Raw genomic sequence first — 23,051 nt, forward strand, 5'->3', positions numbered from 1 at the left:
TGCCGACGGCTTTCCTCGCGAATTCTCATCCGCGTGAGTGTGTCACGATTCCAAATATGTGTCCGCCCAGTTCGAGACCGCCCAGCGCGGGTTGTTGGCGATGTTGCTGACCTTGTCACTGGCGACGCTGATAAAACTCCATTCGGCGACGTTGATCAGCGGCAGGTCGGCCGCGACCTGTTTCTGGAACTCCTTGTAGAGGTCGGTGCGCGCCGTGGTGTCGAGCGTTTCGGAGGCCTTGGTGATCAGGGCGTCGAGCGCGTCATTCTTGTAGCCGCCCTGATTGGAAAACGGCACGCCATCGGGAATGCCGCTCTGCACCAGGATGGTGGTCGAGATCGCCGGGTCGCCGCGGAAAACCGGCGGACCGACCGCAAGGTCGAAGGCGTGGTCGGTATAGACCGCCTTGATGTGGGCGGCCGAGTCGTTGTTGACCAGCTGCGCGTCGATGCCTATTGCCGCGAGCGCCTGGCGCAGGTAGTCGCCGAACTGTTTCGTCTCATTAAAATAGGGGGCAGGCAAGAGCCTGAGCGAGAAGCGGTTGCCGTCGGCGCCTTTCTTATAACCAGCTTCATCGAGCAGCGCGTTGGCCTTGGCGACGTCGAAGGCATAGATCGGCACGTCGGCGGTGTAGAATTGCGGATCGTTCTTCGGCACCGGGCCGGTGGCCGTGGCGGCGTAGCCGAGGAACACTGTCTTGACGACGAAGTCCTTGTCGATGGCGTGCGCGATGGCCTGGCGCACCTTGAGGTCGGCCAATTCCTTGCGGCGATGGTTGATCTCCACCACGAGCTGGTAGGTCAGACCCTCATAGCCCTTGGTGATGACCTTCAGGCCGGGAACCTTGGAGATGCGGTCGAGATCGGCCAGCGGCACGGCCGAGAAAGCCGCGAGCTGGATTTCCTCGGCCTCCAGCGCGGCGGCGGCCGAGGTACGGTCGGGCAGGACCTGATAGATGATCTCGTCAAGATAGGGCTCGTCCTTGCCCCAGTAGTCGGCGTTCTTCGTCAGCCGGTAATACTGGCCGGCCTTGTACTCGCCGAACTTGAACGGACCCGTACCGATCGGTGCGTTGTTGGCGGGGTTGTCCTCGATCTTGCCGACTTCGTAGATGTGCTTCGGCACCACGCTCGACAGCGCCGGCAAGGCGTTGCGGATCAGCTGGAACGGCGTCGGCTTGGCGAATTTGAACACGGCGGTCAGATCGTCTGGCGTGTCGACCGTGCTGAGGTCCTTGAACACGGTGCGGCCGAGATTCTGCAGCGGCTTCCATATCTGCAGCGCCGAGAAGGCGACGTCGGCCGAGGTGAACGGCTTGCCGTCATGCCATTTGACTCCTTCGCGCAGCTTGAAGGTCGCCGAGAGACCGTCGGCGGCACCTTCCCAGCTCACCGCCAGCCGAGGCGCGAGCCCGTCCTTGCCGTCGAAGGAGGCTTCGGCCAGCGTCTCGACGATCTTGCTGGAGATGAAGAAAACGCCGTTGGAGGCGACGATCGCCGGGTTGAGATTGCGCGGCTCGGAATCGGCGGCAAGCACGAGCCGTCCGCCCTTCTTTGGCGTCTGCGTCCAGCCCAGGGCCGGCATGGCGGTGGACGCCAGCAGCATTGCCGACCCGGTAAGCATGGTGCGTCTGGAAATCGTGAAACCTGACATGATCGACCTCAATCCTCTCCTCCACCCGACCGGGCGCGACCTCGAACGCCGGCGCGCGCATCGGCATCCTTGCGGCGGGATTATGGGCCTTGCCGAGGGTTTCGCCAGAGACGGAATTGGCGCATCCCTGCTTGGCTTTGAAATTTCCGTCCGCTGGACCAGTTTAGCACAAGTCCAGTCAATTCGGCTGGCTGGTAGGACCAGATTTCCGGATATGTGAACAAATGACGCTTTGGTGACCGCCCTGGCGCTGTGTTCGTAAACATTCTGGCTGGACCAGAGCGAGAAAAATGGTGCAGATTTGACCGCGAGCCGGCGGATCGGGTGCGAAACAGCGCCGATCCCGGGCAATTCTGGGAGAGAGTGATGAACATTGCGCCGGGCAAGAGTGCCGTCAGCAATATCCCGTTCGAGCAGGCCAGGGTCGACCGGCTGATGGAGGAGGCCGGCATCGACGTGCTGCTCGCGACCTCCAAGCACAACACGCAGTATCTGCTGGGCGGCTACAAGTTCATCTTCTTCGCCGCCATGGATGCGATCGGCCACAGCCGCTATTTGCCGATCGTGGTCTACGAGAAGGGCGGTCCGGATCATGCAGCCTATATCGGCAACCGCATGGAAGGCGGCGAGCACCAGAACCACCCGTTCTGGACGCCGACGCTGCATGCCGCCTGCTGGGGCACCCTCGACGCCGCCAATCTTGCCGTCGAGCATGTCAGGAAGATCGGCAAGGGCGATGCCCGCATCGGTATCGAGCCCGGTTTCCTGCCGTCGGACGCCTATGCGCTGATCCGCAAGGCATTGCCCGACGCGAAGCTGATCGATGCGACTGACATGCTGGAACGCATGCGTGCCATCAAGACCGACGCGGAGTTGGAGAAGCTGCGCACGGCCTCCGAGCTGATCACCGATTCCATGCTGGCGACCATCGCCTGGGCGCGCGAGGGCACGACCAAGGCCGAGATGATCGAGCAGATCAGGCGCGAAGAGACCAATCGCGGTGCGCATTTCGAATATTGCCTGCTCACGCTGGGCTCCAGCCACAATCGCGCCACCTCCCCGCAAGCGTGGAAGAAGGGCGAGGTGCTGTCGATCGATTCCGGCGGCAATTATCACGGTTATATTGGCGATCTCTGCAGGATGGGCATTTTGGGCGAACCCGATGCCGAGCTCGAGGATCTGCTGGCCGAGGTCGAGACGGTGCAGCAGGCGGCCTTCTCGAAGGTGAAGGCGGGCACGCTTGGCGGCGACATGATTTCTCATGCGGAGAGTGTGCTGAAGACATCCAAGGTCGCGCCCTATACGGATTTCTTCGCCCACGGCATGGGCCTGATCACGCATGAGGCGCCGTTCCTGATGACCAACCATCCAGTGACTTATGAAGGCACCTATGCGGCCAAACCGCTGGAGAAAAACATGGTGCTGTCGGTGGAGACCACCATGCTTCACCCGACGCGCGGCTTCATCAAGCTGGAGGATACGCTGGCGGTGACCGAGAGCGGGTACGTGATGTTTGGCGATCGGGGCCGGGGATGGAATAGGGGTGGGACGGCCTAATTTTGGAGGCCGGCGCCCGGCGGGATCAGCCTGAAATCCGGCAGTTCGCGCAGACCCAGTTCCGGCCCGGCCGGCGAATAGACGACGAACAGCTGCATGGGCCCGTCGCCGGTGTTGAGCGTCGAATGAAACCGACTCTCCGGCACGTAGATGGTGCAGCCGGGGCCGACTTTCTCCACCACCGGATTGCCCTTCTCATCCTCGACCATCTGCTCGCCATGGCCCGAGATGACGAAGATAATCTCTTCCGCGCCCGGATGGTTGTGGCGGGTATGGCCCTTGCCTGAGGGCAGGTCGACGACGCCGCCGGAAAAGCGGGTCGCGCCGTTCACTTCAGGTGCCACCGTCAAAGACAGTTTTCCCCAGTCGAAGCCGAAGGCGCTGACGTCCTTCGGGTAGACAAACACCTTGCTCCTGTCGGTCATCTCTCTCATCCCTTCTTGTTCTTTGCGGCGGCGCCGAGCGTCACCGCCTTGAAATCCGCCGTCTGCCCGGCGATCGCGGCTTCCGCCGGCAGCCGTTCCATCGAGCTCGCGCCATAAAAGCCGTGCAGGCCCTTGGCGTGGGAGAGGATGTAGCGGGCGTCGTCGGGCATCGAGATCGGGCCGCCATGGCAAAGCAGGATGACATCGTTGCGCACCGAGCGCGCCGCCTCGGCAATGGCGTCGATGGCAATGACGCAGTCGTCGAGCGACTTGGCCGAGGTGGCGCCGATCGAGCCGCCGGTGGTCACGCCCATATGGGCGACGACGACATCGGCGCCCGCCTTGGTCATGGCGCGTGCTTCTTCGGGGTTGAAGACATAGGGCGTGGTCAGGAGGTCGAGCTTGTGTGCCTCGGCGATCATGTCCACCTCTAGGCCGAAGCCCATGCCGGTCTCTTCGAAACTCTGCCGCATCTGGCCGTCGAACAGGCCGATGGTGGGAAAGTTCTGAACGCCGGAAAAGCCCATCGTCTTCAGTTCCGCCAGCAGCAGCGGCATGATGACGAAGGGATCGGTGCCGTTGACGCCGGCCAGCACCGGCGTCTTCTTAACCACCGGCAGCACCTCATAGGCCATCTCCTTGACGATCTCGTTGGCGTTGCCATAGGCGAGCAGGCCGGCGGCCGAGCCGCGACCAGCCATGCGGTAGCGGCCGGAATTGTAGATGATGATGAGGTCGATGCCGCCGGCCTCCTCGGCCTTGGCCGACAGGCCGGTGCCGGCGCCGCCACCGACGATCGGCACGCCTTTGTCGATCATTCCCCGGAACTTTTTCAGTATGTCCTTGCGCGGTATGGCTGGCATGTCTGGGTCTCACTGTCTGGCGATGTCGAGAAAGGCCGCGACCGCCGCCTTGGCAAAGTCCGGATCGTTGATGTGCAGCGGCAGGCGGGTGACGCGGCGCGTCGCACCCGGCCTGATGGTGCGCTCGACGGCTTCGAACAGAGCTGCGTCGGCTTCCGGATCGAAGAAGGCGCCGCCTTCGATGTCGAGCGCGGAAACGCCTTTTTCCGGGATCAGGAAATGCACCGGGCCTTCGCAATGGGCGAGCCTTGTGCCGATCCATTCGCCGATCGCGCGGCATTCCCGCGCGGTCGTGCGCATCAGCGTGACGTTCGGATTGTGCTCGTAGAACAGCCGGCCACGATAATGCTCCGGAATGGTCGATGGCGCCCAGAAATTGACCATGTCGAGCGCGCCGACCGAGCCGACATAGGGTAGCTTGGTGCGGGCAATGGCACCGAAACGATCCTGGGTCGCCGGCAGCACGCCGCCGAACAGCAGGTCGCAGACCTCGGTCGTGGTGATGTCGATGACACCCGACAGCAGGCCGCTGTCGGCCAGCTTCTCCATGCTGCGGCCGCCGGTGCCAGTGGCATGGAAGACCATGCAATCATAAGTCGAGCGGAGGTGTTCAGCGATTGCCGTCACGCAAGGCGTGGTGACGCCGAACATGGTGAGGCCGATCGAGGCCTTGCCGTCCGCCGCAGGCGCCGGATTGACCGCCATGCCCGCTATCGCCTGGGCGGCGTTGTGCAGCACGACACGAGACAGCCGGTTGAGGCCGGCCATGTCGGTCACCGATGGCATCATGATGATGTCGGACACGTCCACATAGGGGGCGGTGTCGCCCGAGGCCAGCGTGGAGACCATGAGCTTGGGCAGACCGAGCGGCAGCGCGCGCATGCCCGCTGTGATGATCGAGGTGCCCCCGCCGCCGCCAATGCCGATGATGCCCGATATGTCGTCGCGGGACTGGACAAAGCGCGTGAAGGCCCCAGCCATTGCCGCAACCGATCTGCCGCGGTCGTCGATGCCGAGCACCGCACCGCGGCCATCGGGATGATGGGCGGCGACCTCTTCAGCCGAGACGTCGACCGGCACGGTCGCGCCTCGCGTGCCGACATCGACACGGCAGACGACGGCACCCGTCGCGGCGATCGCATCGGCCAGGAATGCGAGTTCCTCGCCCTTGGTGTCGGCGGTGCCCACCACATGGATGCGCTTCATCCGCGCCTCCCTCTGCTGGTTGGTTCGAAGGTGGTGATGTTCATCAGATGAAAGCTTTGTGCGCCGTAGAGCGTCAACGTGGCCACTCCAGGAAAAGGGCTGCCATTGCAAATTTTTGAGACGCGCGTATCGTATTGGCATGGATGTCTCACGTCAACAACCCGCAACGGACGACAACGCCGGGGAGAGAGCAGAGCGCGGACCGCGGGCGCGGACAAAGCGGCTGATGCTGGAAACGGCCACGCGGCTGATGCAGGCGGGTGGGACGCCTTCGGTCAGCGAGGTGGCGGAGGCAGCCGAGGTCTCCCGGGCCACGGCCTACCGTTACTTCCCCAGCCAGGCAGCCCTGGTGCAGACCGTCGTCGACGAGGGGCTGGGGCCAATCTTGACCTGGAAGTCCACTGCCGCCGATGCCGAGCGCCGCGTCACCGAACTGTTCGATACGGCCATGCCGCGCATCGAGGCCTTCGAGGCGACATTCAAGGCTGCTTTGAAGCTGTCGCTCGATCAATGGGCGCGGCGCCAGGCGGGCACGCTGGGCGGAGAGCCGGCCTTCACGCGCGGCCATCGCGTCGAATTGCTGAAGGAGGCGCTCACGCCGCTCAAGGGCCGCTTGCCGCCGCGCGACTTCAAGCGGCTGGCGCAGGCTCTGTCGCTGATCTTCGGCGTGGAGGTGCTGATCGTGCTCAAGGATATATGGGGGCTGGACAGCCGCCGGATGATGTCGGTGGCGCAATGGGCGGCGAGTGCGCTGGTGCGCACAGCAATCGCGGAGTCGGCTTATGGTGGTGATGAGTCCGCTTCAGGAGCGGCGAAATAGCCCCAATCTGGTTGGACCAGATTTGCCTGCATACCGCTGATCCTAGCCCAAAATGCGATCATGGGGCAAGGTCAATGTATATCATTGAGTAGGAAAATCATTGGAAAACAGGCAGATAAAGCTTTAATTCGACAGTAACGGCCCATGCCGGCTTTCAAGAAAGGGCTTGACGTCGCCGCAGGATTGGTAATACCAGATCAAGGAAGATAAGCGGATCGAAAGTGAGGGCTGCGATCCATTTCCGGACAGAGCGAGGAGGCTCCGAATTCGGAAAAGCGCGACCACGGGAGGAACTACCAGGGCCGGCTCCGTCGCTGGCTCGTACGACAAGGTAGAATGCGCACAAGGGAGGAAATCATTATGCGCAAGTTAGTGACCAGCATGCTTGCTGGTATCGGCTTAACGCTTGCCTGCGGAACGTCCGTCTACGCGCAGGAAAAGTCGCTCACCATTTTCTGGGCGGAATGGGATCCGGCCAATTACCTGCAGGAACTCGGCAACGAGTACGAGAAGGAAACCGGCGTCAAGATCACGGTGGAGACCACGCCCTGGTCCGACTTCCAGACCAAGGCATTTACCGAGTTCAACGCCCATGGCGACGCCTATGACCTGGTCGTCGGCGACTCGCAGTGGCTCGGCGCCGGCTCCACCGGCGGCCACTACGTCGACCTGACCGACTTCTTCAAGAAGCATGATCTCGGCAACGTCATGGCACCGGCGACGGTGAAATATTATGCCGAGTATCCCGGCAACAGCGGCAAATACTGGGCGATCCCGCTTGAGGGCGACGCCGTCGGCTGGTCCTATCGCAAGGATTGGTTCGAGGATCCCAAGGAAAAGGAAGCCTTCAAGGCCAAATACGGCTACGACCTCGACGTGCCGAAGGATTTCAAGGCGCTGCGCGACATCGCCGAGTTCTTCCACCGGCCGGATCAGAAGAGATACGGCATCGCCATCTACACCGACAATTCCTACGACGCGATGGCGATGGGCTTCGAGAACGCGCTGTTCTCCTATGGCGGTGAGCTGGGCGACTACACGACCTACAAGGTCGACGGTCACATCAACTCCGACAAGGCGGTGGCCGCGCTCGATGCCTACAAGGAGCTCTACAAGTTCACGCCTCCGGGCTGGGCCAAATCGTTCTTCGTCGAGGACAACCAGGCAATCACGGAAAACCTGGCCGCGATGAGCATGAACTTCTTCGCGTTCTTCCCCTCGCTGATCAACGAAGCGTCGAACCCGAATGCCAAGAACACCGGCTTCTTCGCCAACCCTCCCGGCCCAAATGGCGACCAGTTCGCCGCACTCGGCGGGCAAGGCATCTCCGTCATCTCGTACTCGAAGAAGCAGGACGAGGCGATGAAGTTCCTCGAATGGTTCATCAAGGACGAGACCCAGAAGAAGTGGGCGGCCCTTGGCGGCTATACCTGCAGCCAGGCGGTGCTCAAGTCGCCTGAGTTCCAGAACGCCACGCCCTACAACAAGGCCTTCTACGAGACCATGTTCAAGGTGAAGGATTTCTGGGCAGTGCCGGAATACGCAGAACTGCTGCAGCAGCTCAACCAGCGCGTCTACCCCTACATGATCGGCGGCAGCGGCACCGCCAAGGAAACGCTGGACGCATTGGCGGGAGACTGGAACGCGACCTTCAAGAAATACGGCCGCGTCCAATAATCCTTCATGTCCCGCGGAGGGGGCGATGTCGCCTCCTCCGTTTCTTTTTCTTGAACCGGGAGCAGGGTCTTGGCGACCACGATGATCACCACCCTCGACAGATCCTCGCGCGCCGCGGCACGCGGCCTAAGCGATATCTCCATCCGCAATCTCTTCATCATCCCGACGGTTCTGTTCCTGATCGTCTTCAACATTTTTCCGCTGATCTACTCGCTCGGCTATTCCTTCACCGACTTCCGCGCGTCGACCAATGCGCCGGCGAATTTCGTCGGGCTGCAGAATTATCGCGACCTGCTCAACGACCCTTATGTCTGGTCGAACTTCGCCATCACGGCGAAATACGTGATTGTCTCGGTCGTCGGACAGCTGCTTGTCGGCTTCGGCGTGGCGATGCTGCTCAACCGGGACATTCCGCTCAAGGGTCTTATCACCACGCTGCTGCTGCTGCCGATGATGCTGTCGATGGCGGTGGTCGGGCTGTTCTGGAAACTGCTTTACGACCCGTCATGGGGGGTTATCAACTATGCGCTCGGGCTCGGCAATTTCGAGTGGCTGGCCGACCCCAAGATGGCGCTCTACGCTGTTGCGTTGACCGACATCTGGATGTGGTCGCCCTTCGTCATGCTGCTGTCGCTGGCCGGGCTGTCGGCGGTGCCGAAGCATCTCTATGAGGCCGCCGCGATCGACCGCGCCGGGCCGTTCTACACGTTCTTCCGCATCACCCTGCCGCTGGTCGCGCCGATCCTGATGATCGCCGTCATCTTCCGCACCATGGAAGCCTTCAAGACCTTCGATCTCGCCTACATCCTGACCAGCCAGCCGACGGCCGAGCTGATCTCGATCCGGCTCTACAAGATGGCGTTCCAGGAATGGCAGACCGGGCGCTCCTGCGCAATGGCCTACATCGTGCTGATAATGGTGCTGGCGATCACCAACATCTACGTCAAATATCTCAACAAGGTGAAGGAGCGCTGAGATGGCGGCCGTCCGCACTTCTTCCGAAATCACCTTCAACCGCGTCGCCATAGTCGCCGTGCTGCTGGTGACGATCATCTTCCTGGCGCCGATCTACTGGATCGCCTCGACAGCGTTCAAGCCGCGCAATCTTGCCACCACCATTCCGCCGACCGTCGTCTTCCAGCCGGAGATATCGCCGTTCGTGAAGCTGTTCACCAAGCGCTCTCAATTGCGCAGTCCGCCGTCGCCGGAAGAGTATGCGGCGGCCCCATGGTGGGAGCGCGTCGTCTTCGACGGTGGCGAAAAGATCGTGCGCGACGGCAAGGGCCAGGTGCAGTGGTCGGGCTATCCGAGCCGCTTCCTGAACTCGCTGATCATCGCCATCACGTCGACGGTGCTGGCCGTCGGCATGGGCACGTTCACCGCCTATGGCTTCTCGCGCTTCAGGGTGAAGGGGGAGGCGGACCTGCTCTTCTTCATCCTGTCGACACGCATGCTGCCACCGGTGGTGGTCGCGATCCCGATGTTCCTGATGTACCGAGCGGTCGGCCTCAACGATACCCACATCGGGCTGATCATTCTCTACACCGCCTTCAACCTGTCGTTCTCGGTGTGGCTGATGAAGGGTTTCATGGATGAAATCCCGAAGGAATATGAGGAGGCGGCACTGGTCGACGGCTACACGCGCATGGAAGCCTTCTTCAAGATCGTGCTGCCGGAGGCCGCCACCGGCATCGCCGCCACCGCTGTCTTCTGCTTCATCACGGCGTGGAACGAATACGCGTTCGCGCTGATCATGACCAACCGCCGCGCCCAGACGGCGCCGCCGTTCATCCCGAGCCAGGTCGGTTCGGGCCTGCCGGACTGGACGGTGATCGCCGCCGGCACCTTCCTGTTCCTGCTGCCGGTCGCCATCTTCACCTTCCTGCTCCGCAACCATCTGCTGCGCGGCATGTCCTTCGGAGCGATCCGCAAATGAGCTTTCGCGCCATCAATCAGAAATATCTGGAACCGGGTTCGCAGATACTCATGGTGCTCGGCATCGTGGCCCTCTGCCAGCCCTGGAACATGACCCTGCACACCTACGGCCTGACCATCATCCTGATCGGGCTGATCGGCTTCAACATCACCTCGAAGATCGCCCCCGAGGAACAGGCCGGCACCGGTCATGCCGGGGACGCGCGAAATCCGGGAGCACAGCATTGACCCAGATCGAGCTTCGCGGTGTCCAGAAATTCTTCGGTGCCGTCCAGGTCATCAAGGACCTCAACCTCAAGATCGCGGACAATGAGTTCATCGTGCTGCTCGGCCAGTCCGGTTGCGGCAAGACGACGACGTTGCGCGCCATCGCCGGACTGGAAACCATCGACGAGGGCGACATCCTCATCGACGGCAAGCCGGTCCAGCATCTGAAGGCCGCCGACCGCGACATCGCCATGGTGTTCCAGTCATTCTCGCTCTACCCGCATATGAGCGTCTACGAAAACATCGCCTTTCCGTTGCGCGCCACGCGCAAGAGCAAAAGCGAGATCGACCAGGAAGTGCGCTCGGTCGCCAAGACGCTGCAGATAACGGATCTGCTGGCGAAGAAGCCGTCGGCGCTTTCGGGCGGCGACATGCAGCGCGTTGCGATCGGCCGAGCGCTGGTGCGGCGGCCGAAGGCGATGCTGATGGATGAGCCGATCGGCGCGCTCGACGCCAAATTGCGCGAAGAGATGCGGGCCGAGATCAAGCGGCTGCACATCAAGCAGGGCTCGACCACCATCTATGTCACGCACGACCAGATCGAGGCGATGAGTCTCGCGGATCGTATCGTCATCATGCATGAGGGCGTGCTGCAGCAAGTGGGAACGCCCGACGAGGTCTATTCGCGTCCGGCCAATCTGTTCGTGGCCCAATTCGTCGGCAGTCCGGTGATGAATGTCGCCGACGCGGCGGTTGCCGAAACAACGTCATCGGCCTCGGTCACCGTTGGTGGAGCGGCTTCCGGCTTCGAGTTTCCGCGGGCGCTGCTGTCGAAACTCAATGGCCACGCCAGCGGCCAACTCGCACTCGGCATCCGGCCGGAAGGCGTCCTCATTCGTCGTGACGCGGCCGATGGCTTCATGGCCGTCGAGACGCAGATCGTCGAACCGCTCGGCTCCTTCGACATCGTCGACCTCAAGGTTGGCTCGAAAATGCTGCGGGCCCGCACCAAGAGCGGCTTCGTTGCCGGACCGGGCGAGAAGGTGTTTGCCCGAATCGATCCGACCCAGGCGCATTTCTTCGACAAGGCAAGCGGCAGGTCGCTTGAGGTGAGGCTCTGATGGCCCATATCCAGCTCAAGAACATCTCCAAGACTTTCGGCAACCACACGGCCTTGACCGGGCTCGACCTCGACATCGCCGATGGCGAATTCTTTGTCCTGCTCGGCGAGACGGGCGCCGGCAAGACGACGACGCTGCGGCTGATTGCCGGTCTGGAGAAGCCGAGCGAGGGGCAGGTCTTCATCGACGGCGTCGACGTCGCCGACTGGGGTGCGGCCGAGCGCGACGTGGCGCTGGTGCTGCAGCAATATTCGCTCTACCCGCGCTACACGGTGCGCGAAAACCTCGAATTTCCGCTGAAACCGAAGATCCGCCGGCTGCCGGATGCCGAGATCAAGGACCGCGTCGACCGCGCCGCCCGCACGCTGCGGATCGAGCACCTGCTCGACCGCAAGACCGACCGCCTGTCCGGCGGCGAGATGCAGCGCGTCTCCATCGGCCGTGCCATCGTGCGCAAGCCGCGCGTGTTCTTGATGGACGAGCCGCTGTCGGCGCTCGACGCCAAATTGCGCGAGGCGCTCCGCACCGAATTGAAGAACCTGCAGATACAGCTTGGCGCCACCTTCCTGTTCGTGACCCACGACCAGATCGAGGCGATGTCGATGGGCGACAAGGTCGGCGTGCTCAACCATGGCCGCATCATCCAGACCGGCACGCCGCACGAGATCTACAACAATCCGCGCGACACCTATGTGGCGAGCTTCGTCGGCTCGCCGCCGATGAACCTCATCGACGGCAGGCTGGTTAACGGCCGCGCGGTGATGGCGCCATTGAATTTCGAACTGCCCTTCGCGGGGGCGGCCAAGATTTTTACGGGGGCTGGGGCGAGTGCGGCGACCGACGGTCGCCCGCTCGTCTTCGGCATCCGTCCGGAGGATGTCTATCTGGAAAGCGGCGCACCGGTCGAGGCGCGTGTCCACGACGTCGAGAACCATGGCGTGGAAAAGATCCTGACGCTGCGGGTCGGCGATACAACGCTTCGCGCCACGGTGCCGGCCAGGACCGATGTCGCGATCGAGCAACCGGTGCGCTTTGCCTGGAATCCCGACAAGGTGGTGCTGTTCGACAAGGGCAGTGGTGTCAGCCTGCGGCACGCATCATAGGGCGCGGCTATTTCGGCGGGTAGGTCTCGTAAGGCGTGTCGTTGATCAGCAGGATCACGCATTCCGTCTCCGAGAGGCAGGCGTCGTCATGCATCTCATTGGCCTTCTGGGTCCAGTAGGAGCCAGGTGGCAGTTCGACCTTGGTCGCCTCACCGCCAGTTGCCGGGGACTTTCAGCAAGGTTCCGGCAGCGCCTTTGGCCCTTTCGCCCCACAATGGTCCCAAGCGTGCCGGTAGAGCTGCAGAGCTGGCTGGTGCGGGCAGCGCCCGACCAGGCTGAAAGCGCCGGTGGCCGGATGGTGGCGAGCTTCCAGGTAGCGATTGCGATGGGCGCCGTCTTCGGCGGGCTGCTGGTCGACCATGCCGGTGTCGGCAGCGCGTTTGCCTATTGCGGCGCCGCGACGCTGCTGGCGGCCATCGTGGTGTTCCTGCGCGGCCCACAGGCCGAATAGTCTCTCGCAACGGCCACCGATAGGGGATGATGGGAAGCTTAGACGGCCCGCCCGTCGAACTCGAAGATCGACAAGGTGGACGGGTCGGGACCGATGACGCAATTGATGTTGATGTAGGCGCTGCGTTCGCCGCCTTCGCTGGTGTCCTCGGCAAAAGGATGGATGCCGCAGGTTCGGCAGAAGCGGTGCGCTATCTTCGTTTCGCCGAATGTGTAGCGGCCGAGGTCATCGCCCCAGGCGACGAGCGTAAGCTTGTCGTGTGGCACGGCCCATAGCAGCGCACCCTTGCGGGCGCAGATCGAGCAATTGCAGCGCACGACGCCCTCAAGTTCGCCCTCCACCTCGAACGCAACCTTGCCGCAATGGCAGCTGCCTTTGTACAGCATCAGTATCTTCCTGTCGCTGGCAGGTGCAAAGGCACGCTGGCCGGGTTATCCCTTCTGCAGTCCCAACGGCTGCTTGCCTTAAAGACGTTCCATCCTGGCGGAGTCCGACACCAACATGCAACCAATCCGCGACCGCCTCGAAATCATCCTGTCACGTCTTGCCAACCGTGCGGCGGACGAGAAGGTCTTTACGAAGCTCTATGCCGAAGCGGCGCGGGTCGCGGCTGACGCCAGCGATGCCCGCAAAAGAGTGGGCGTGACACTCGGCCCGCTCGACGGCACCATTGTCTCGATCAAGGACCTGTTCGATGTCGCCGGCGAGCCGACCACGGCCGGGTCGCTGATGCGCAAGACCGCCGCGCCGGCACAGCGCGACGCCGCCATCGTCAGCCGGCTTCGGCAAGCCGGTGCGGTCGTCATCGGCAAGACCAACATGACCGAGTTCGCCTTCACCGCGATCGGCGACAACATGCATTACGGCACGCCAGGCAACGCCGTTGATGCCAGCCGCATTCCAGGCGGGTCGTCCTCGGGCGCCGGCGTGTCCGTAGGCGAGGGGACGAGCGACATCTCGATCGGCTCCGACACCGGCGGCTCGATCCGCATTCCGGCGGCGCTCAACGGCGTCGTCGGTTTCAAGCCGACTGCACGGCGCGTCCCGCTCTCTGGCACCTTTCCGCTTTCGGGCACTTTGGACTCGGTCGGACCGCTTGCCCGAACCGTCTCGATATGCGCCGCCGCCGACGCGGTGATGGCCGGCGAAGCGCCGAAGGAGTTGGTGGCCATTCCACTCGCCGGGCTTCGCATCGGCATTCCGCGCGGCGTTCTTTTCGGCGACACGGAAGGCGAGGTTGGATCCGCCTTCGAGTATTGTCTTGGCAAGATCGAACAGGCTGGCGCACACATTACGGATCTGTCGATCGACGACATGATCGCGGATCTACGCGCGGCCACCAGGCGCGGATCGATCGCGGCGATGGAGGGCGCGGAAGTGCATGCCGACTGGCTGGCGACAGGCGCATCCGTGCCGGTCGACCCGCATGTCAGCGGGCCATTGTCGCGGGCGGCGCTGCTGCCGACGCCGGTCTATATCAGGGCGCTCCGCCGCCGTGCCGCGCTGGCCGCCGCCATGGATGAGCGGCTGGCATCGGTTGACGTGCTGGCGTTGCCAGCCACACCGGTGACGGCGCCGGCCATCGCTTCCATGGCCGAGGATGCCGAGTTGCGTGACCGCACCGAAGGCCTGCTGCTGCGCAACACCCAGGTCGCCAACCAGTTCGACCTTTGTGCGATCTCGTTGCCGATGCCGGGGCCATCGCTGCCAATGGGGCTGATGCTCGTGGCGCGCAATGGCCATGACCGGCATCTGCTGCGGATCGCCGTGTCGGTGGAGAGGCTGCTGGGGGTTGATCGGCAGCGAGTCATGGATGACGGATCAGTGCGATGAACAGTGCTTGCGTTCGCCGTCCTTGGCGGTGCGCACGATGCGGGTCGCGACCAGCCAAGGCAGGCTGTATTCCTTGCCGGTGAAGGTCTGGATGCGGTGCTCGATCGAGCCTCTGACCACGATCTTTCCGCTATAAAGCACGTCGGGCTGGGCCGTTATCGCCTCGTCGGCCTGCGGCAATCCGCTGGTGTCGATCGACACGCCCTTGGTGATGGTGCCGGTGGCAAGGTCGAGCGCGCTGTTCGACGGGCAGGGCGCCTTGAAGCAGCGTAGTCCGTTGTCGCAATAGACATAGCTGCTCTCGGCCGCTGCGAATGCCGGCAAGGTGCAGATGGACGAAGTTGCGACAATCAGAACTGCAAGGCGAAGACCGGACATGGCTCGCAACGTCGCGGAGAATTGGGGCGAAACCGCGATGCTATATCTGCGCCGGAAAGCGACGCCGGTAGTGATCGACCACTTCTGGATTGCGCAGATTGACCGGCAGTTTGCCCGCCAGCACCAGCAAGGCTTCGCCGGCCGCGCCGACGCCCATGCGCATCATCGATTCCTCGGTAATCCCCGCCATATGCGGGGTGACGATGACGTTGTCGAAGCCGAAATAGGGATGGTTTGGCGGCAGCGGCTGCGTCGAGAAAACGTCGAGCGCGGCGCCGCCGATGCGACGCCCCCGCAAGGCCTCGATCAGCGCGTCGTCATCGACGACCGGCCCGCGCGACACGTTGATCAGCAGTGCGTTGGGTTTCATGCGGGCGATGCGTTCGCGGCTGATCAGGCCGCGCGTTTCCGGCGTCAGCGGACAGCAGAGCACGATGATGTCGCTCTGCTCGACCAGCGCGTCGATCGACAGGAAGCCGACCTTTTCCGGCGCCGGCTGCATGCTGCGTGTCGTTGCCACCACTTTGAGATCGAAGCCGTGTGCGGCGATGTGGCCGACCGCCTGCCCGACGGCGCCGAGACCAACAATGCCGATGGTCTTGCCGGCGAGTTCGATGTTGGCATTGGCGTGCTCGCGTCCGGCCAGCCAGCCCTTGGCGCGCAGGTCGCGGTCGACCCGGCGGAACTGCCGCAGCAGTGCAAGCGCGGTGAACATGACATGCTCGGCCACCGAGCGGGCATTGGCCGCCGGCACGTTGGCCACGAGCACGCCGGCCGCCGCGGCCGCTTCCATCGGGATCATGTCGAGACCGGCGCCATGGCGGATCGCGGCCCTCAGCTTCCATGCACCCTCGAACAGCGCCGGCGGCAGCGGCGCCCGCACGATGACGATGTCGGCATCCTTGGCCTCCCCCGCCAATGTGCCGGGGTCGAGCGCCGAAGCGATGACCAGCTGGCCGGCGCCGGCCAGCTTGGCCGTGGCGCGCGGGTGCAGCGGATGCGTCGACAGGATCTTTGGCACGGTCTGGGTCACGGTCAGGCCTTTTCGAGTGCCGCGCCCGCGGGCGAAGCCGCCATGCCGCCCTCGATCAGGCCCTTCCAGTAGCTTTCCGCGCCCTGCAGATGGGCGCTCATGAGCGCCTGGGCGAGATTGCCGTCGCGGCGCAGCAGCGCCTCGTAGATCTGCACGTGCTCGGCATGCGAGCGCACGCTGCGTTCAGGATCGTTGAAATAGATCGGCAGGCGCTGCTCGCCCATCAGATAGTAGACGCTGCAGATGTTGTGGAAGACGCTGTTCTTGGTGGCGCGCACGATCTCGAGGTGAAACTCGCGGTCTTCCTTGGCCAGACCTTCGCCAGCTGCGATGCGGTCTTCCGAGGCTTTGAGGATTTCGCGCAGGCGCTCGAAATTCTCCTCGGTGGCGCGCGAGCAGGCAAGCTCGGCGGCCTTGATCTCATGGATCTTACGCAACTCGACCGTTTCATAGATCTGCAAGGGATCGAGCGGCAGGCCGGCACGTGCGAACAGCGCCAGCGCCTCGACGCTGGCCTGCTTGGTGTCGATGTAGATGCCGGACTTGGCGCGGCGCTCGACGATGCGCATGGCCTCGAGGATGGCGAGCGCTTCGCGGATCTGGCCACGGCTGACGCCGAAATGCTCGGCCAGCTCGCGTTCCGACGGCGTGCGGCCGCTCTCCTTGTCCGAGTGGGAGAACAGATAGGCGGCGAGTTCCGCGAGAAGGTTCTTTTCTTTCATCGTCAATTGCGTTGCGCGTGCGCCTCCAGGAATCGCTCCGAAACGGTGAATCCCAGTCCGGGCTTTTCCGGGATCGCTATCATACCGTCCTGGGCTTCGACAGTCTCTTCGACCAGATCGTGGATCATCGGGTTGGCGCCGAGCGAATACTCGACGGTGAAACTCGAAGGCGACGCGGCGCAGACATGCAGCCCGGCGAAGAAGCAGGGCGCGCCGGCCCACAGATGCGGCGCAAAGCGCAAATTGAAGGCGCTGGCGATGGTGCCGATCTTCATCGCCTCGCTGATACCGCCACAGAAGGCAGGATCGGGCTGGAAGATGTCGGCGGCCTTGAGAACGGCGAGATCGCGGAAGGCATAGCGTGTCGCCTCGCTTTCGCCGGTGGCGATCGGAACGGCGCCGGAGGCGCGCACTTCGGCCATGCCTAGCTTATCGTCGGCGATAACAGGCTCCTCGAACCAGGCGAGATCGAGGTCGTTGACGAGATGGATGAAGCGTTTGGCTTCCGCTACCGTATAGGTGCCATGGGCGTCGACCATCAGCTCGATGTCGGGGCCGAGGGCCTGGCGCGCGGCGCGCACGCGGGCGGCGGAAACATGTGCCGCGCCGTCCATGGCGCCGACCCGCATCTTCAACGCCTTGAAGCCGCCTTTGGCGATATAGGATTTCAATTGCTCGCCGATGGAATCGGCGGAGGCCCAGCCGCCCGAGGCATAGGCCTGCATGCGATCGACCTTGCGGCCGCCGAGGAGCCGCCAGACCGGCTGGCCCAGCGACTTGCCCAGGATGTCCCAGAGCGCGATATCGACCGCGCTGATGGCGGCGACGCTCATGCCACGCCGCGCCAGTTGTGGCATGGCGTGGCCGGCGCGGGCGGCGCTCTCATGGCGCACGCCGTTGTAGAGCATCTCCCAGATGACTCCGATGTCGGCCGGATCGCGGCCGATCAACTGCGGCCCGACCTCGTGATTCAGCATGTGAACGAGTGCGCCGTAGCTGCCGGCACTGCCGGCCGCGTTCTTGCCTTCGCCCCAGCCGACCAGCCCGTCATCGGTTTCGACGCGCAGGATGGCGGCGTCGAAGGTCGTCACCTGGCCGAAGTCGCTGCGATGCTGCTTCGCGGCTTCGATCGGCACGCGGACCCACCAGGCCTGGACTGTCTTGATGCGCATATTTTTCCCCAGCCCTGCCGCCGGTCGGGGCGGAAGGACAAATTTCCCAGCGGCAGTCGACTATTTGATCAGCGGCAGCAGTGTTTCGGCGGTGATGCGCATCTGGTCGGTGTAGAATTTCTCGGTCAGCACGCTGGAGCCATGGTCCTGGATGAACTTCAGCTGCTCGGGCGAGATATCGACCGGATGGCGCTCGACCATGTCGGGATAGGGTGCTGCCGGCGTGCGGTCGACCGGGGCGACGAACTCGTTGGTCAGTGCGCCGTCGTAGCCGACTTCCTTCAAGGTGGCGACGATCCTTGGCCAGTCGATCTGGCCGAGGCCGGCGGCAAAGCGGTTGTTGTCGGCGACATGGAAGTCGAACAGGCGCTTTCCGACCTGGCGGATAGCGTCATGCACGTTAAATTCCTCCATGTGGATGTGGTAGGCGTCGAGGCAGACGCCGCATTCGGGGCTGACCGCGTCAGCCAGCGCCAGCGCCTGGGCGCCGCGGTTGAACAGATAGGTTTCGAAGCGGTTGAGCGGTTCGACGGCGATCTTGACCCCGACCTTCTTAGCGTGGGTGAAACATTCGCGGGTCGCGTCGACCACCCACTTCCATTCCTCTTCCTCGGTACCGTCCGGGACCACCTTGCCGACGGTTGCCGGAACCAGCGTGATGATCTCGCCATCGAGTTCGCCGACCATCGTCAGCACGTCCTTGACGTATTGCACGGAGCGCTCGCGCTGGCCCTGGTCCCTGGCGGCGAGGTTGCGTTCACCCAGCATCAAGGTCACCGCGCCCCAGCAGCGGATGCCATGCTCCTTCAGCAGCGCCCGTGTCTCCTTGGTCTTGTACTGCGCGGGCTCGCCGGAAATCTCGATCGACTCATAGCCGAATTTCTTGATGCGCTTCAGCGTCGTCTCAAGCGGTTCCGCGCGCATCCAGTTGTGCGTCGAAAGATGCATGGTCTGTCCTTCCCAGATTCGTCCGTATGGTTTGCCTGCGACATGCATCGCCGGAAGACGATGCAAGGGTTCCTCCCCAAGGCATCCCCAGCCTTTTACTGCAAACTGGTTAGACCAATTGGGTCTGAAATGAGGTCTACAGCAAATTCCTTGAGACGGCAACAACTGTGGCGACGCAACTTTCAGGGTGAATTAGTTTGTTGATTACATTGCAATATGTGCCGTTATTTTGGGCTTTCGGAGTGCCTTTTCGGCGCATTCCAAGGCTTGACCAGATTGCCTTATTTGGTCATACCAGAATGGCGGTGTCGGCAGAGCGTCCGACGCGATAAAGACCAAAGTGACTGGCCCTGCTTTCATCAGGCGCTATGCTTGGTCGTGACAAACGAGGAGGATGCCGATGCCGACGACAATGAAGGGCCCTGGACTGTTTCTGGCGCAGTTCGCGGGTGATGCCGCACCGTTCAATTCGCTGACGTCGATCACCAAATGGGCCGCCGGCCTCGGCTACAAGGGCGTGCAGATCCCGACCTGGGACGCGCGCCTGTTCGACCTCAAGAAGGCGGCGTCTTCCAAGGCCTATTGCGATGAGGTGAAGGGCATCTGCACTGACGCCGGGGTCGAGATCACCGAACTGTCGACCCATCTGCAGGGGCAATTGGTGGCGGTGCATCCGGCCTATGACGCGCAGATGGATGGGTTCGCGCCGCCGTCGGTGCACAACAACCCGAAGGCGAGACAAGAATGGGCTGTCGAACAGATGAAGTTCGGTGCCAAGGCATCGCGCAATCTCGGGCTGAATGTCTCGGTGTCGTTCACCGGCTCGCTGGCTTTCCCTTACCTCTATCCCTTTCCGCAGCGCCCCGCCGGACTGATCGAGGAGGCCTTCGGCGAACTCGGCAAACGCTGGAAGCCGATCCTCGACGCCTATGAAGACAATGGTGTCGATGTCGGCTACGAAATCCATCCTTCGGAGGACGTGTTCGACGGGGCGACCTTCGAGATGTTCCTCGACGCGGTCGGCGGCCACAAGCGCTGCAACATCAACTACGACCCTTCGCATTTCCTGCTGCAGCAACTCGATTATCTCGAATTCATCGACATCTATCACGAGCGGATCAAGGCTTTCCACGTCAAGGACGCCGAGTTCAATCCGACTGGACGGCAGGGCGTGTACTCCGGTTACCAGAGCTGGACGAACCGCGCCGGCCGCTTCCGTTCGCTCGGCGACGGGCAAGTGGATTTCGGCGGCATCTTCTCCAAGTTGACCCAGTACAATTACGATTCGTGGGCGGTGCTGGAGTGGGAATGCTGCCTAAAGCATCCGGAGGATGGTGCGGCCGAAGGGGCGCCCTTCATCCAGCACCACATCATCCGGGTGACGGAGAAGGCATTCGACGATTTCGCCGCCGGCACCACGGACAAGAAGCTGCTGCGCGCCATGATGGGAATTTGACACGGCTTTCCCTCTCCCTCGGGGGAGGGGTATCTCACACGAGGGAGAAAAACATGGTTGGTGCATCGAAGTCGGAAACGGGAGGCGGCCCGATCCGCTACGGCATGGTCGGCGGCGGGCAGGGCGCATTCATCGGCGCGGTGCACCGGATCGCTGCGCGCATGGACAATGATTTCGTGCTGGTCGCCGGCGCCCTGTCGGCCGATCCGGCGCGTGCGAAAGCCTCGGCCGCCGAACTCGGGCTCGATCCCTCGCGCAGCTATGCGTCCTACGCCGAAATGGCCAAGGCCGAGGCGAAGCGCTCGGATGGCATCGAGGCGGTGGCCATAGTCACTCCCAACAACGTGCATGTGCCGGCGGCCAAGGCCTTCCTGGAAGCAGGCATCCACGTGATCTGCGACAAGCCGCTGGCAACGACCCTGGCCGAGGCGAAAAGGCTTGCGGCGATCGTCGAAAAGACCGGCAAGGTGTTCGTGCTCACCCACAACTACACCGCTTATCCGATGGTGCGGCAGGCGCGCGAAATGGTCGCCAAGGGCGTGCTCGGCGACATCCGCATCGTGCAGTCGGAATATCCGCAGGACTGGCTGACCGAGGACCTCGCCGCCACCGGCCAGAAGCAGGCGGCTTGGCGTTCAGACCCCAAGCAGGCGGGTGCCGGCGGCGCGCTCGGCGATATCGGCACCCATGCCTACAATCTCGCCCGCTTCGTCTCCGGGCTCGAACTCGACTCCCTGTCGGCCGATCTCGACGCCTTCGTGCCGGGCAGGCTGCTCGACGACAATGTCAACGTCATGCTGCGTTTCAAGCCGACGGGGAAAACGCATCCGGCCAAGGGCATGATCTGGGCGAGCCAGGTGGCGCCCGGTCATGAGAACGGCCTGAAGCTGCGCATCTACGGTTCGAAGGGCGGGTTGGAATGGGTGCAGGCCGATCCTAACTATCTCTGGTACACGCCCTTCGGCCAGCCGAAACAGCTGATCACCCGCAACGGCGCCGGTGCGCTGCCGGTGGCGGGCCGCGTCAGCCGCGTTCCGTCAGGCCATCCCGAGGGTTACCTCGAAGGCTTCGCCAACATCTACCAGGAGGCCGCACGGGCCATCCGCGCGGCACGCAAGAAGGGTGGCAAGCCAGCAAAGGATGTCGTCTTCCCGACCATCCAGGACGGCGTCGAGGGCATGGCCTTCATCGAGGCCTGCGTGAAGTCGTCGAAGAAGAACGGGGCCTGGACCAAGCTGTAAGAGGCGCCGAGTAACGAGGGCCCCTCACCCGGATAGCCAATCGAATTGCGAAGGCAATTCGGGGCAATCCGACCTCTCCCCGAGGGGGAGAGGAGGCGTTGGCGCATATCTCTTCTCCCTCTCGGGGTGAAGGTGGCCGCGAAGCGGCCGGATGAGGGGGGTGGCGAAAACCGGCGGTGCAATCAGCCGGCCGCCAAAAAGAGGAGGGCGTCGATGAAGATCGGCATGTGCATGTTCTTGTGGACGACGGCGGTATCGAAGAAGCACGAGCCGCTGCTTCGAGACATCAAGGCAACCGGCTTCGATGGTGTCGAAATCCCGATCTTCGCCGGCACGCCGGACGACTACAGGAAACTGGGCGAATTGCTCGACCGTATCGGGCTGGAGCGGACCGCTGTGTCAGCCATGGGCGATCCGGCGATGAACCTGATTTCGGCCGATGCTGCAACACGCAAGGCCGGTGTCGACTACATGAGATGGGCGATCGATTGCGCCGATGCGCTTGGCGCCCGCACGCTGAGCGGACCGTTGCATTCGACGCTCGGCGCATTTTCCGGATCCGGACCGATCGCCGCCGAAAAGAAGCGCTCGATCGCCTCGCAGCGTGCCATCGGCGACCATGCCGGAAAGCGCAACGTCACCGTCGGGCTCGAGGCGCTGAACCGCTTCGAATGCTACCTCCTCAACACCATGGCCGACCTGTCGGAGCATATCGATGCCATCGACCGGCCGCACATCAGGGCAATGTACGACACGTTCCACGCCAATATCGAGGAAGCCGACCCGATCGGCGCCTATACGAAGCACCGGGGCAATGTCGTGCATATCCATATATCGGAGAACGATCGCGGCGTGCCGGGGCGTGGCAACATTCCGTGGAAGGAAACTTTTTCCGCCATTCGCAAGAGCGGCTATGACGACTGGCTGACGATCGAAGCGTTCGGTCGCTCGCTGAAGGATCTGGCGGCGGCGACCAAGGTGTGGAGGGATTTTTCCGAGACGCCGGAAGCCGTCTATCGCGATGGGTACAGGCATATCAGGGACGGGTGGAGGAAGGCGGCTTAGGCGCCTACGTCTGGTCCATTTTCTATTTGTGTTCGCGTCGCTTGCCAGGTGGTTCCCCCACTCCGTCTCGGCTTCGCCGAGCCACCTCTCCCCCTCCGGAGGGAGAGGAAGGGGCTTGGTGGCGCCGGGACACGAAGAGAAGCCTCGGCCTTCGGGGACAAGCGCGGATCGGACAGTCTGGTGCC

At 63.0% G+C, this 23,051-nt stretch carries 22 protein-coding genes and 2 pseudogenes; 13 read left to right on the plus strand and 11 right to left on the minus strand.

The annotated features are described in order from the left end of the window. Positions 1–42 precede the first annotated feature (42 nt). The gene (locus tag MESAU_RS08420; RefSeq protein WP_015315625.1) at positions 43–1,653 is read right to left on the minus strand and encodes an ABC transporter substrate-binding protein; all 1,611 of its coding nucleotides are present in this window, start codon (positions 1,651–1,653) and stop codon (positions 43–45) included. 366 nt (positions 1,654–2,019) lie between these two features. Here MESAU_RS08420 and MESAU_RS08430 point away from each other — a divergent pair, with 366 nt between their 5' ends. Continuing rightward, positions 2,020–3,210: a M24 family metallopeptidase gene (locus MESAU_RS08430; RefSeq protein WP_015315626.1), complete on the plus strand. Its 1,191-nt coding sequence runs from the start codon at positions 2,020–2,022 to the stop codon at positions 3,208–3,210. Here the strand turns inward: MESAU_RS08430 and MESAU_RS08435 are convergent. From MESAU_RS08435 to MESAU_RS08445, 3 genes are read right to left on the minus strand one after another with little or no spacing between them, the layout of a single operon-like run. Beyond that, positions 3,207–3,635, minus strand: a complete 429-nt coding sequence (locus MESAU_RS08435) for a cupin domain-containing protein (protein ID WP_015315627.1) — start codon at positions 3,633–3,635, stop codon at positions 3,207–3,209. The two genes, MESAU_RS08430 and MESAU_RS08435, sit on opposite strands and share 4 nt — an antisense overlap. Positions 3,636–3,640: 5 nt before the next feature. Continuing rightward, positions 3,641–4,498, minus strand: a complete 858-nt coding sequence (locus MESAU_RS08440; RefSeq protein ID WP_015315628.1) for a phosphoenolpyruvate hydrolase family protein — start codon at positions 4,496–4,498, stop codon at positions 3,641–3,643. A 9-nt stretch (positions 4,499–4,507) separates the two neighbouring features. Beyond that, complete coding sequence (locus MESAU_RS08445; RefSeq protein WP_015315629.1) at positions 4,508–5,704, minus strand: Tm-1-like ATP-binding domain-containing protein; 1,197 nt, start codon at positions 5,702–5,704, stop codon at positions 4,508–4,510. Positions 5,705–5,843: 139 nt separating this feature from the next. Between MESAU_RS08445 and MESAU_RS08450 the strand changes: the two genes are divergently transcribed. The 7 genes from MESAU_RS08450 to MESAU_RS08480 all read left to right on the plus strand — a co-directional run bounded on the left by MESAU_RS08450 (position 5,844) and on the right by MESAU_RS08480 (position 12,567). After that, positions 5,844–6,524 carry a TetR/AcrR family transcriptional regulator gene (locus MESAU_RS08450; RefSeq protein WP_041163315.1) on the plus strand — a complete coding sequence of 227 codons (681 nt, stop codon included), beginning with the start codon at positions 5,844–5,846 and terminating at the stop codon, positions 6,522–6,524. A 360-nt stretch (positions 6,525–6,884) separates the two neighbouring features. Next, complete coding sequence (locus MESAU_RS08455) at positions 6,885–8,201, plus strand: ABC transporter substrate-binding protein (RefSeq protein ID WP_015315631.1); 1,317 nt, start codon at positions 6,885–6,887, stop codon at positions 8,199–8,201. 69 nt (positions 8,202–8,270) lie between these two features. Beyond that, complete coding sequence (locus MESAU_RS08460) at positions 8,271–9,176, plus strand: carbohydrate ABC transporter permease (protein ID WP_015315632.1); 906 nt, start codon at positions 8,271–8,273, stop codon at positions 9,174–9,176. A 1-nt stretch (position 9,177) separates the two neighbouring features. Then, positions 9,178–10,137 (plus strand): carbohydrate ABC transporter permease, encoded by a 960-nt coding sequence (locus MESAU_RS08465; protein WP_015315633.1) that lies wholly within the window; start codon positions 9,178–9,180, stop codon positions 10,135–10,137. Next, complete coding sequence (locus MESAU_RS08470; protein ID WP_015315634.1) at positions 10,134–10,364, plus strand: hypothetical protein; 231 nt, start codon at positions 10,134–10,136, stop codon at positions 10,362–10,364. The genes MESAU_RS08465 and MESAU_RS08470 overlap by 4 nt, the downstream gene beginning before the upstream one ends. Then, positions 10,361–11,464: an ABC transporter ATP-binding protein gene (locus MESAU_RS08475; protein WP_015315635.1), complete on the plus strand. Its 1,104-nt coding sequence runs from the start codon at positions 10,361–10,363 to the stop codon at positions 11,462–11,464. Before MESAU_RS08470 ends, MESAU_RS08475 begins: the two co-directional genes overlap by 4 nt. Next, the gene (locus MESAU_RS08480) at positions 11,464–12,567 is read left to right on the plus strand and encodes an ABC transporter ATP-binding protein (RefSeq protein ID WP_015315636.1); all 1,104 of its coding nucleotides are present in this window, start codon (positions 11,464–11,466) and stop codon (positions 12,565–12,567) included. The genes MESAU_RS08475 and MESAU_RS08480 overlap by 1 nt, the downstream gene beginning before the upstream one ends. A gap of 7 nt (positions 12,568–12,574) precedes the next feature. On the opposite strand, the pseudogene MESAU_RS31790 reads toward MESAU_RS08480, so the two are convergent. Beyond that, positions 12,575–12,848, minus strand: a pseudogene (locus MESAU_RS31790) (DUF4437 domain-containing protein); the annotation flags it as partial. Here MESAU_RS31790 and MESAU_RS29580 point away from each other — a divergent pair. After that, positions 12,791–13,018: pseudogene (locus MESAU_RS29580) on the plus strand (MFS transporter); the annotation flags it as partial. The pseudogenes MESAU_RS31790 and MESAU_RS29580 overlap by 58 nt on opposite strands. 38 nt (positions 13,019–13,056) lie before the next feature. Here MESAU_RS29580 and MESAU_RS08490 read toward each other — a convergent pair. After that, on the minus strand, positions 13,057–13,404 hold the full coding sequence (locus tag MESAU_RS08490; RefSeq protein ID WP_015315637.1) for a GFA family protein: 348 nt from the start codon (positions 13,402–13,404) through the stop codon (positions 13,057–13,059). A gap of 115 nt (positions 13,405–13,519) precedes the next feature. Between MESAU_RS08490 and MESAU_RS08495 the strand changes: the two genes are divergently transcribed. Continuing rightward, on the plus strand, positions 13,520–14,851 hold the full coding sequence (locus MESAU_RS08495) for an amidase (RefSeq protein ID WP_015315638.1): 1,332 nt from the start codon (positions 13,520–13,522) through the stop codon (positions 14,849–14,851). On the opposite strand, the gene MESAU_RS08500 is transcribed toward MESAU_RS08495, so the two are convergent. The 5 genes from MESAU_RS08500 to MESAU_RS08520 are packed head-to-tail and all read right to left on the minus strand — an operon-like array spanning position 14,840 to position 19,104. After that, positions 14,840–15,229 carry a hypothetical protein gene (locus MESAU_RS08500; protein ID WP_015315639.1) on the minus strand — a complete coding sequence of 130 codons (390 nt, stop codon included), beginning with the start codon at positions 15,227–15,229 and terminating at the stop codon, positions 14,840–14,842. The two genes, MESAU_RS08495 and MESAU_RS08500, sit on opposite strands and share 12 nt — an antisense overlap. A 40-nt stretch (positions 15,230–15,269) precedes the next feature. Beyond that, a complete protein-coding gene (locus MESAU_RS08505) occupies positions 15,270–16,250 on the minus strand; it encodes a hydroxyacid dehydrogenase (protein WP_041163666.1) in 981 nt (326 codons plus the stop codon). A 14-nt stretch (positions 16,251–16,264) separates the two neighbouring features. Continuing rightward, positions 16,265–16,984, minus strand: coding sequence for a FadR/GntR family transcriptional regulator (locus MESAU_RS08510; RefSeq protein WP_015315641.1), 720 nt, complete (start codon positions 16,982–16,984; stop codon positions 16,265–16,267). A gap of 2 nt (positions 16,985–16,986) precedes the next feature. Beyond that, complete coding sequence (locus MESAU_RS08515; RefSeq protein ID WP_015315642.1) at positions 16,987–18,156, minus strand: mandelate racemase/muconate lactonizing enzyme family protein; 1,170 nt, start codon at positions 18,154–18,156, stop codon at positions 16,987–16,989. Positions 18,157–18,216: 60 nt separating this feature from the next. Then, on the minus strand, positions 18,217–19,104 hold the full coding sequence (locus tag MESAU_RS08520; protein WP_015315643.1) for a sugar phosphate isomerase/epimerase family protein: 888 nt from the start codon (positions 19,102–19,104) through the stop codon (positions 18,217–18,219). A 400-nt stretch (positions 19,105–19,504) separates the two neighbouring features. On the opposite strand from MESAU_RS08520, the gene MESAU_RS08525 reads away from it, so the two are divergent. From MESAU_RS08525 to MESAU_RS08535, 3 genes are all read left to right on the plus strand, one after another. Continuing rightward, complete coding sequence (locus MESAU_RS08525; protein ID WP_015315644.1) at positions 19,505–20,560, plus strand: sugar phosphate isomerase/epimerase family protein; 1,056 nt, start codon at positions 19,505–19,507, stop codon at positions 20,558–20,560. A 53-nt stretch (positions 20,561–20,613) separates the two neighbouring features. Beyond that, positions 20,614–21,801, plus strand: a complete 1,188-nt coding sequence (locus MESAU_RS08530) for a Gfo/Idh/MocA family protein (RefSeq protein ID WP_015315645.1) — start codon at positions 20,614–20,616, stop codon at positions 21,799–21,801. A 213-nt stretch (positions 21,802–22,014) separates the two neighbouring features. After that, positions 22,015–22,866: a sugar phosphate isomerase/epimerase family protein gene (locus tag MESAU_RS08535; RefSeq protein WP_015315646.1), complete on the plus strand. Its 852-nt coding sequence runs from the start codon at positions 22,015–22,017 to the stop codon at positions 22,864–22,866. Positions 22,867–23,051 lie beyond the last annotated feature (185 nt).

It is taken from the genome of Mesorhizobium australicum WSM2073 (assembly GCF_000230995.2).
Classification (GTDB): domain Bacteria; phylum Pseudomonadota; class Alphaproteobacteria; order Rhizobiales; family Rhizobiaceae; genus Mesorhizobium; species Mesorhizobium australicum.

Bases quoted from the DNA above. Each gene is read 5' to 3' on its own strand.
- MESAU_RS08465 (WP_015315633.1), top strand. From the start codon at position 9,178: ATGGCGGCCGTCCGCACTTCTTCCGAAATCACCTTCAACCGCGTCGCC.
- MESAU_RS08430 (WP_015315626.1), top strand. From the start codon at position 2,020: ATGAACATTGCGCCGGGCAAGAGTGCCGTCAGCAATATCCCGTTCGAG.
- MESAU_RS08500 (WP_015315639.1), bottom strand. From the start codon at position 15,229: ATGTCCGGTCTTCGCCTTGCAGTTCTGATTGTCGCAACTTCGTCCATC.
- MESAU_RS08420 (WP_015315625.1), bottom strand. From the start codon at position 1,653: ATGTCAGGTTTCACGATTTCCAGACGCACCATGCTTACCGGGTCGGCA.
- MESAU_RS08445 (WP_015315629.1), bottom strand. From the start codon at position 5,704: ATGAAGCGCATCCATGTGGTGGGCACCGCCGACACCAAGGGCGAGGAA.
- MESAU_RS08530 (WP_015315645.1), top strand. From the start codon at position 20,614: ATGGTTGGTGCATCGAAGTCGGAAACGGGAGGCGGCCCGATCCGCTAC.
- MESAU_RS08490 (WP_015315637.1), bottom strand. From the start codon at position 13,404: ATGCTGTACAAAGGCAGCTGCCATTGCGGCAAGGTTGCGTTCGAGGTG.
- MESAU_RS08435 (WP_015315627.1), bottom strand. From the start codon at position 3,635: ATGACCGACAGGAGCAAGGTGTTTGTCTACCCGAAGGACGTCAGCGCC.
- MESAU_RS08470 (WP_015315634.1), top strand. From the start codon at position 10,134: ATGAGCTTTCGCGCCATCAATCAGAAATATCTGGAACCGGGTTCGCAG.
- MESAU_RS08440 (WP_015315628.1), bottom strand. From the start codon at position 4,498: ATGCCAGCCATACCGCGCAAGGACATACTGAAAAAGTTCCGGGGAATG.
- MESAU_RS08455 (WP_015315631.1), top strand. From the start codon at position 6,885: ATGCGCAAGTTAGTGACCAGCATGCTTGCTGGTATCGGCTTAACGCTT.
- MESAU_RS08495 (WP_015315638.1), top strand. From the start codon at position 13,520: ATGCAACCAATCCGCGACCGCCTCGAAATCATCCTGTCACGTCTTGCC.
- MESAU_RS08480 (WP_015315636.1), top strand. From the start codon at position 11,464: ATGGCCCATATCCAGCTCAAGAACATCTCCAAGACTTTCGGCAACCAC.
- MESAU_RS08450 (WP_041163315.1), top strand. From the start codon at position 5,844: ATGGATGTCTCACGTCAACAACCCGCAACGGACGACAACGCCGGGGAG.
- MESAU_RS08515 (WP_015315642.1), bottom strand. From the start codon at position 18,156: ATGCGCATCAAGACAGTCCAGGCCTGGTGGGTCCGCGTGCCGATCGAA.
- MESAU_RS08520 (WP_015315643.1), bottom strand. From the start codon at position 19,104: ATGCATCTTTCGACGCACAACTGGATGCGCGCGGAACCGCTTGAGACG.
- MESAU_RS08510 (WP_015315641.1), bottom strand. From the start codon at position 16,984: ATGAAAGAAAAGAACCTTCTCGCGGAACTCGCCGCCTATCTGTTCTCC.
- MESAU_RS08525 (WP_015315644.1), top strand. From the start codon at position 19,505: ATGCCGACGACAATGAAGGGCCCTGGACTGTTTCTGGCGCAGTTCGCG.
- MESAU_RS08535 (WP_015315646.1), top strand. From the start codon at position 22,015: ATGAAGATCGGCATGTGCATGTTCTTGTGGACGACGGCGGTATCGAAG.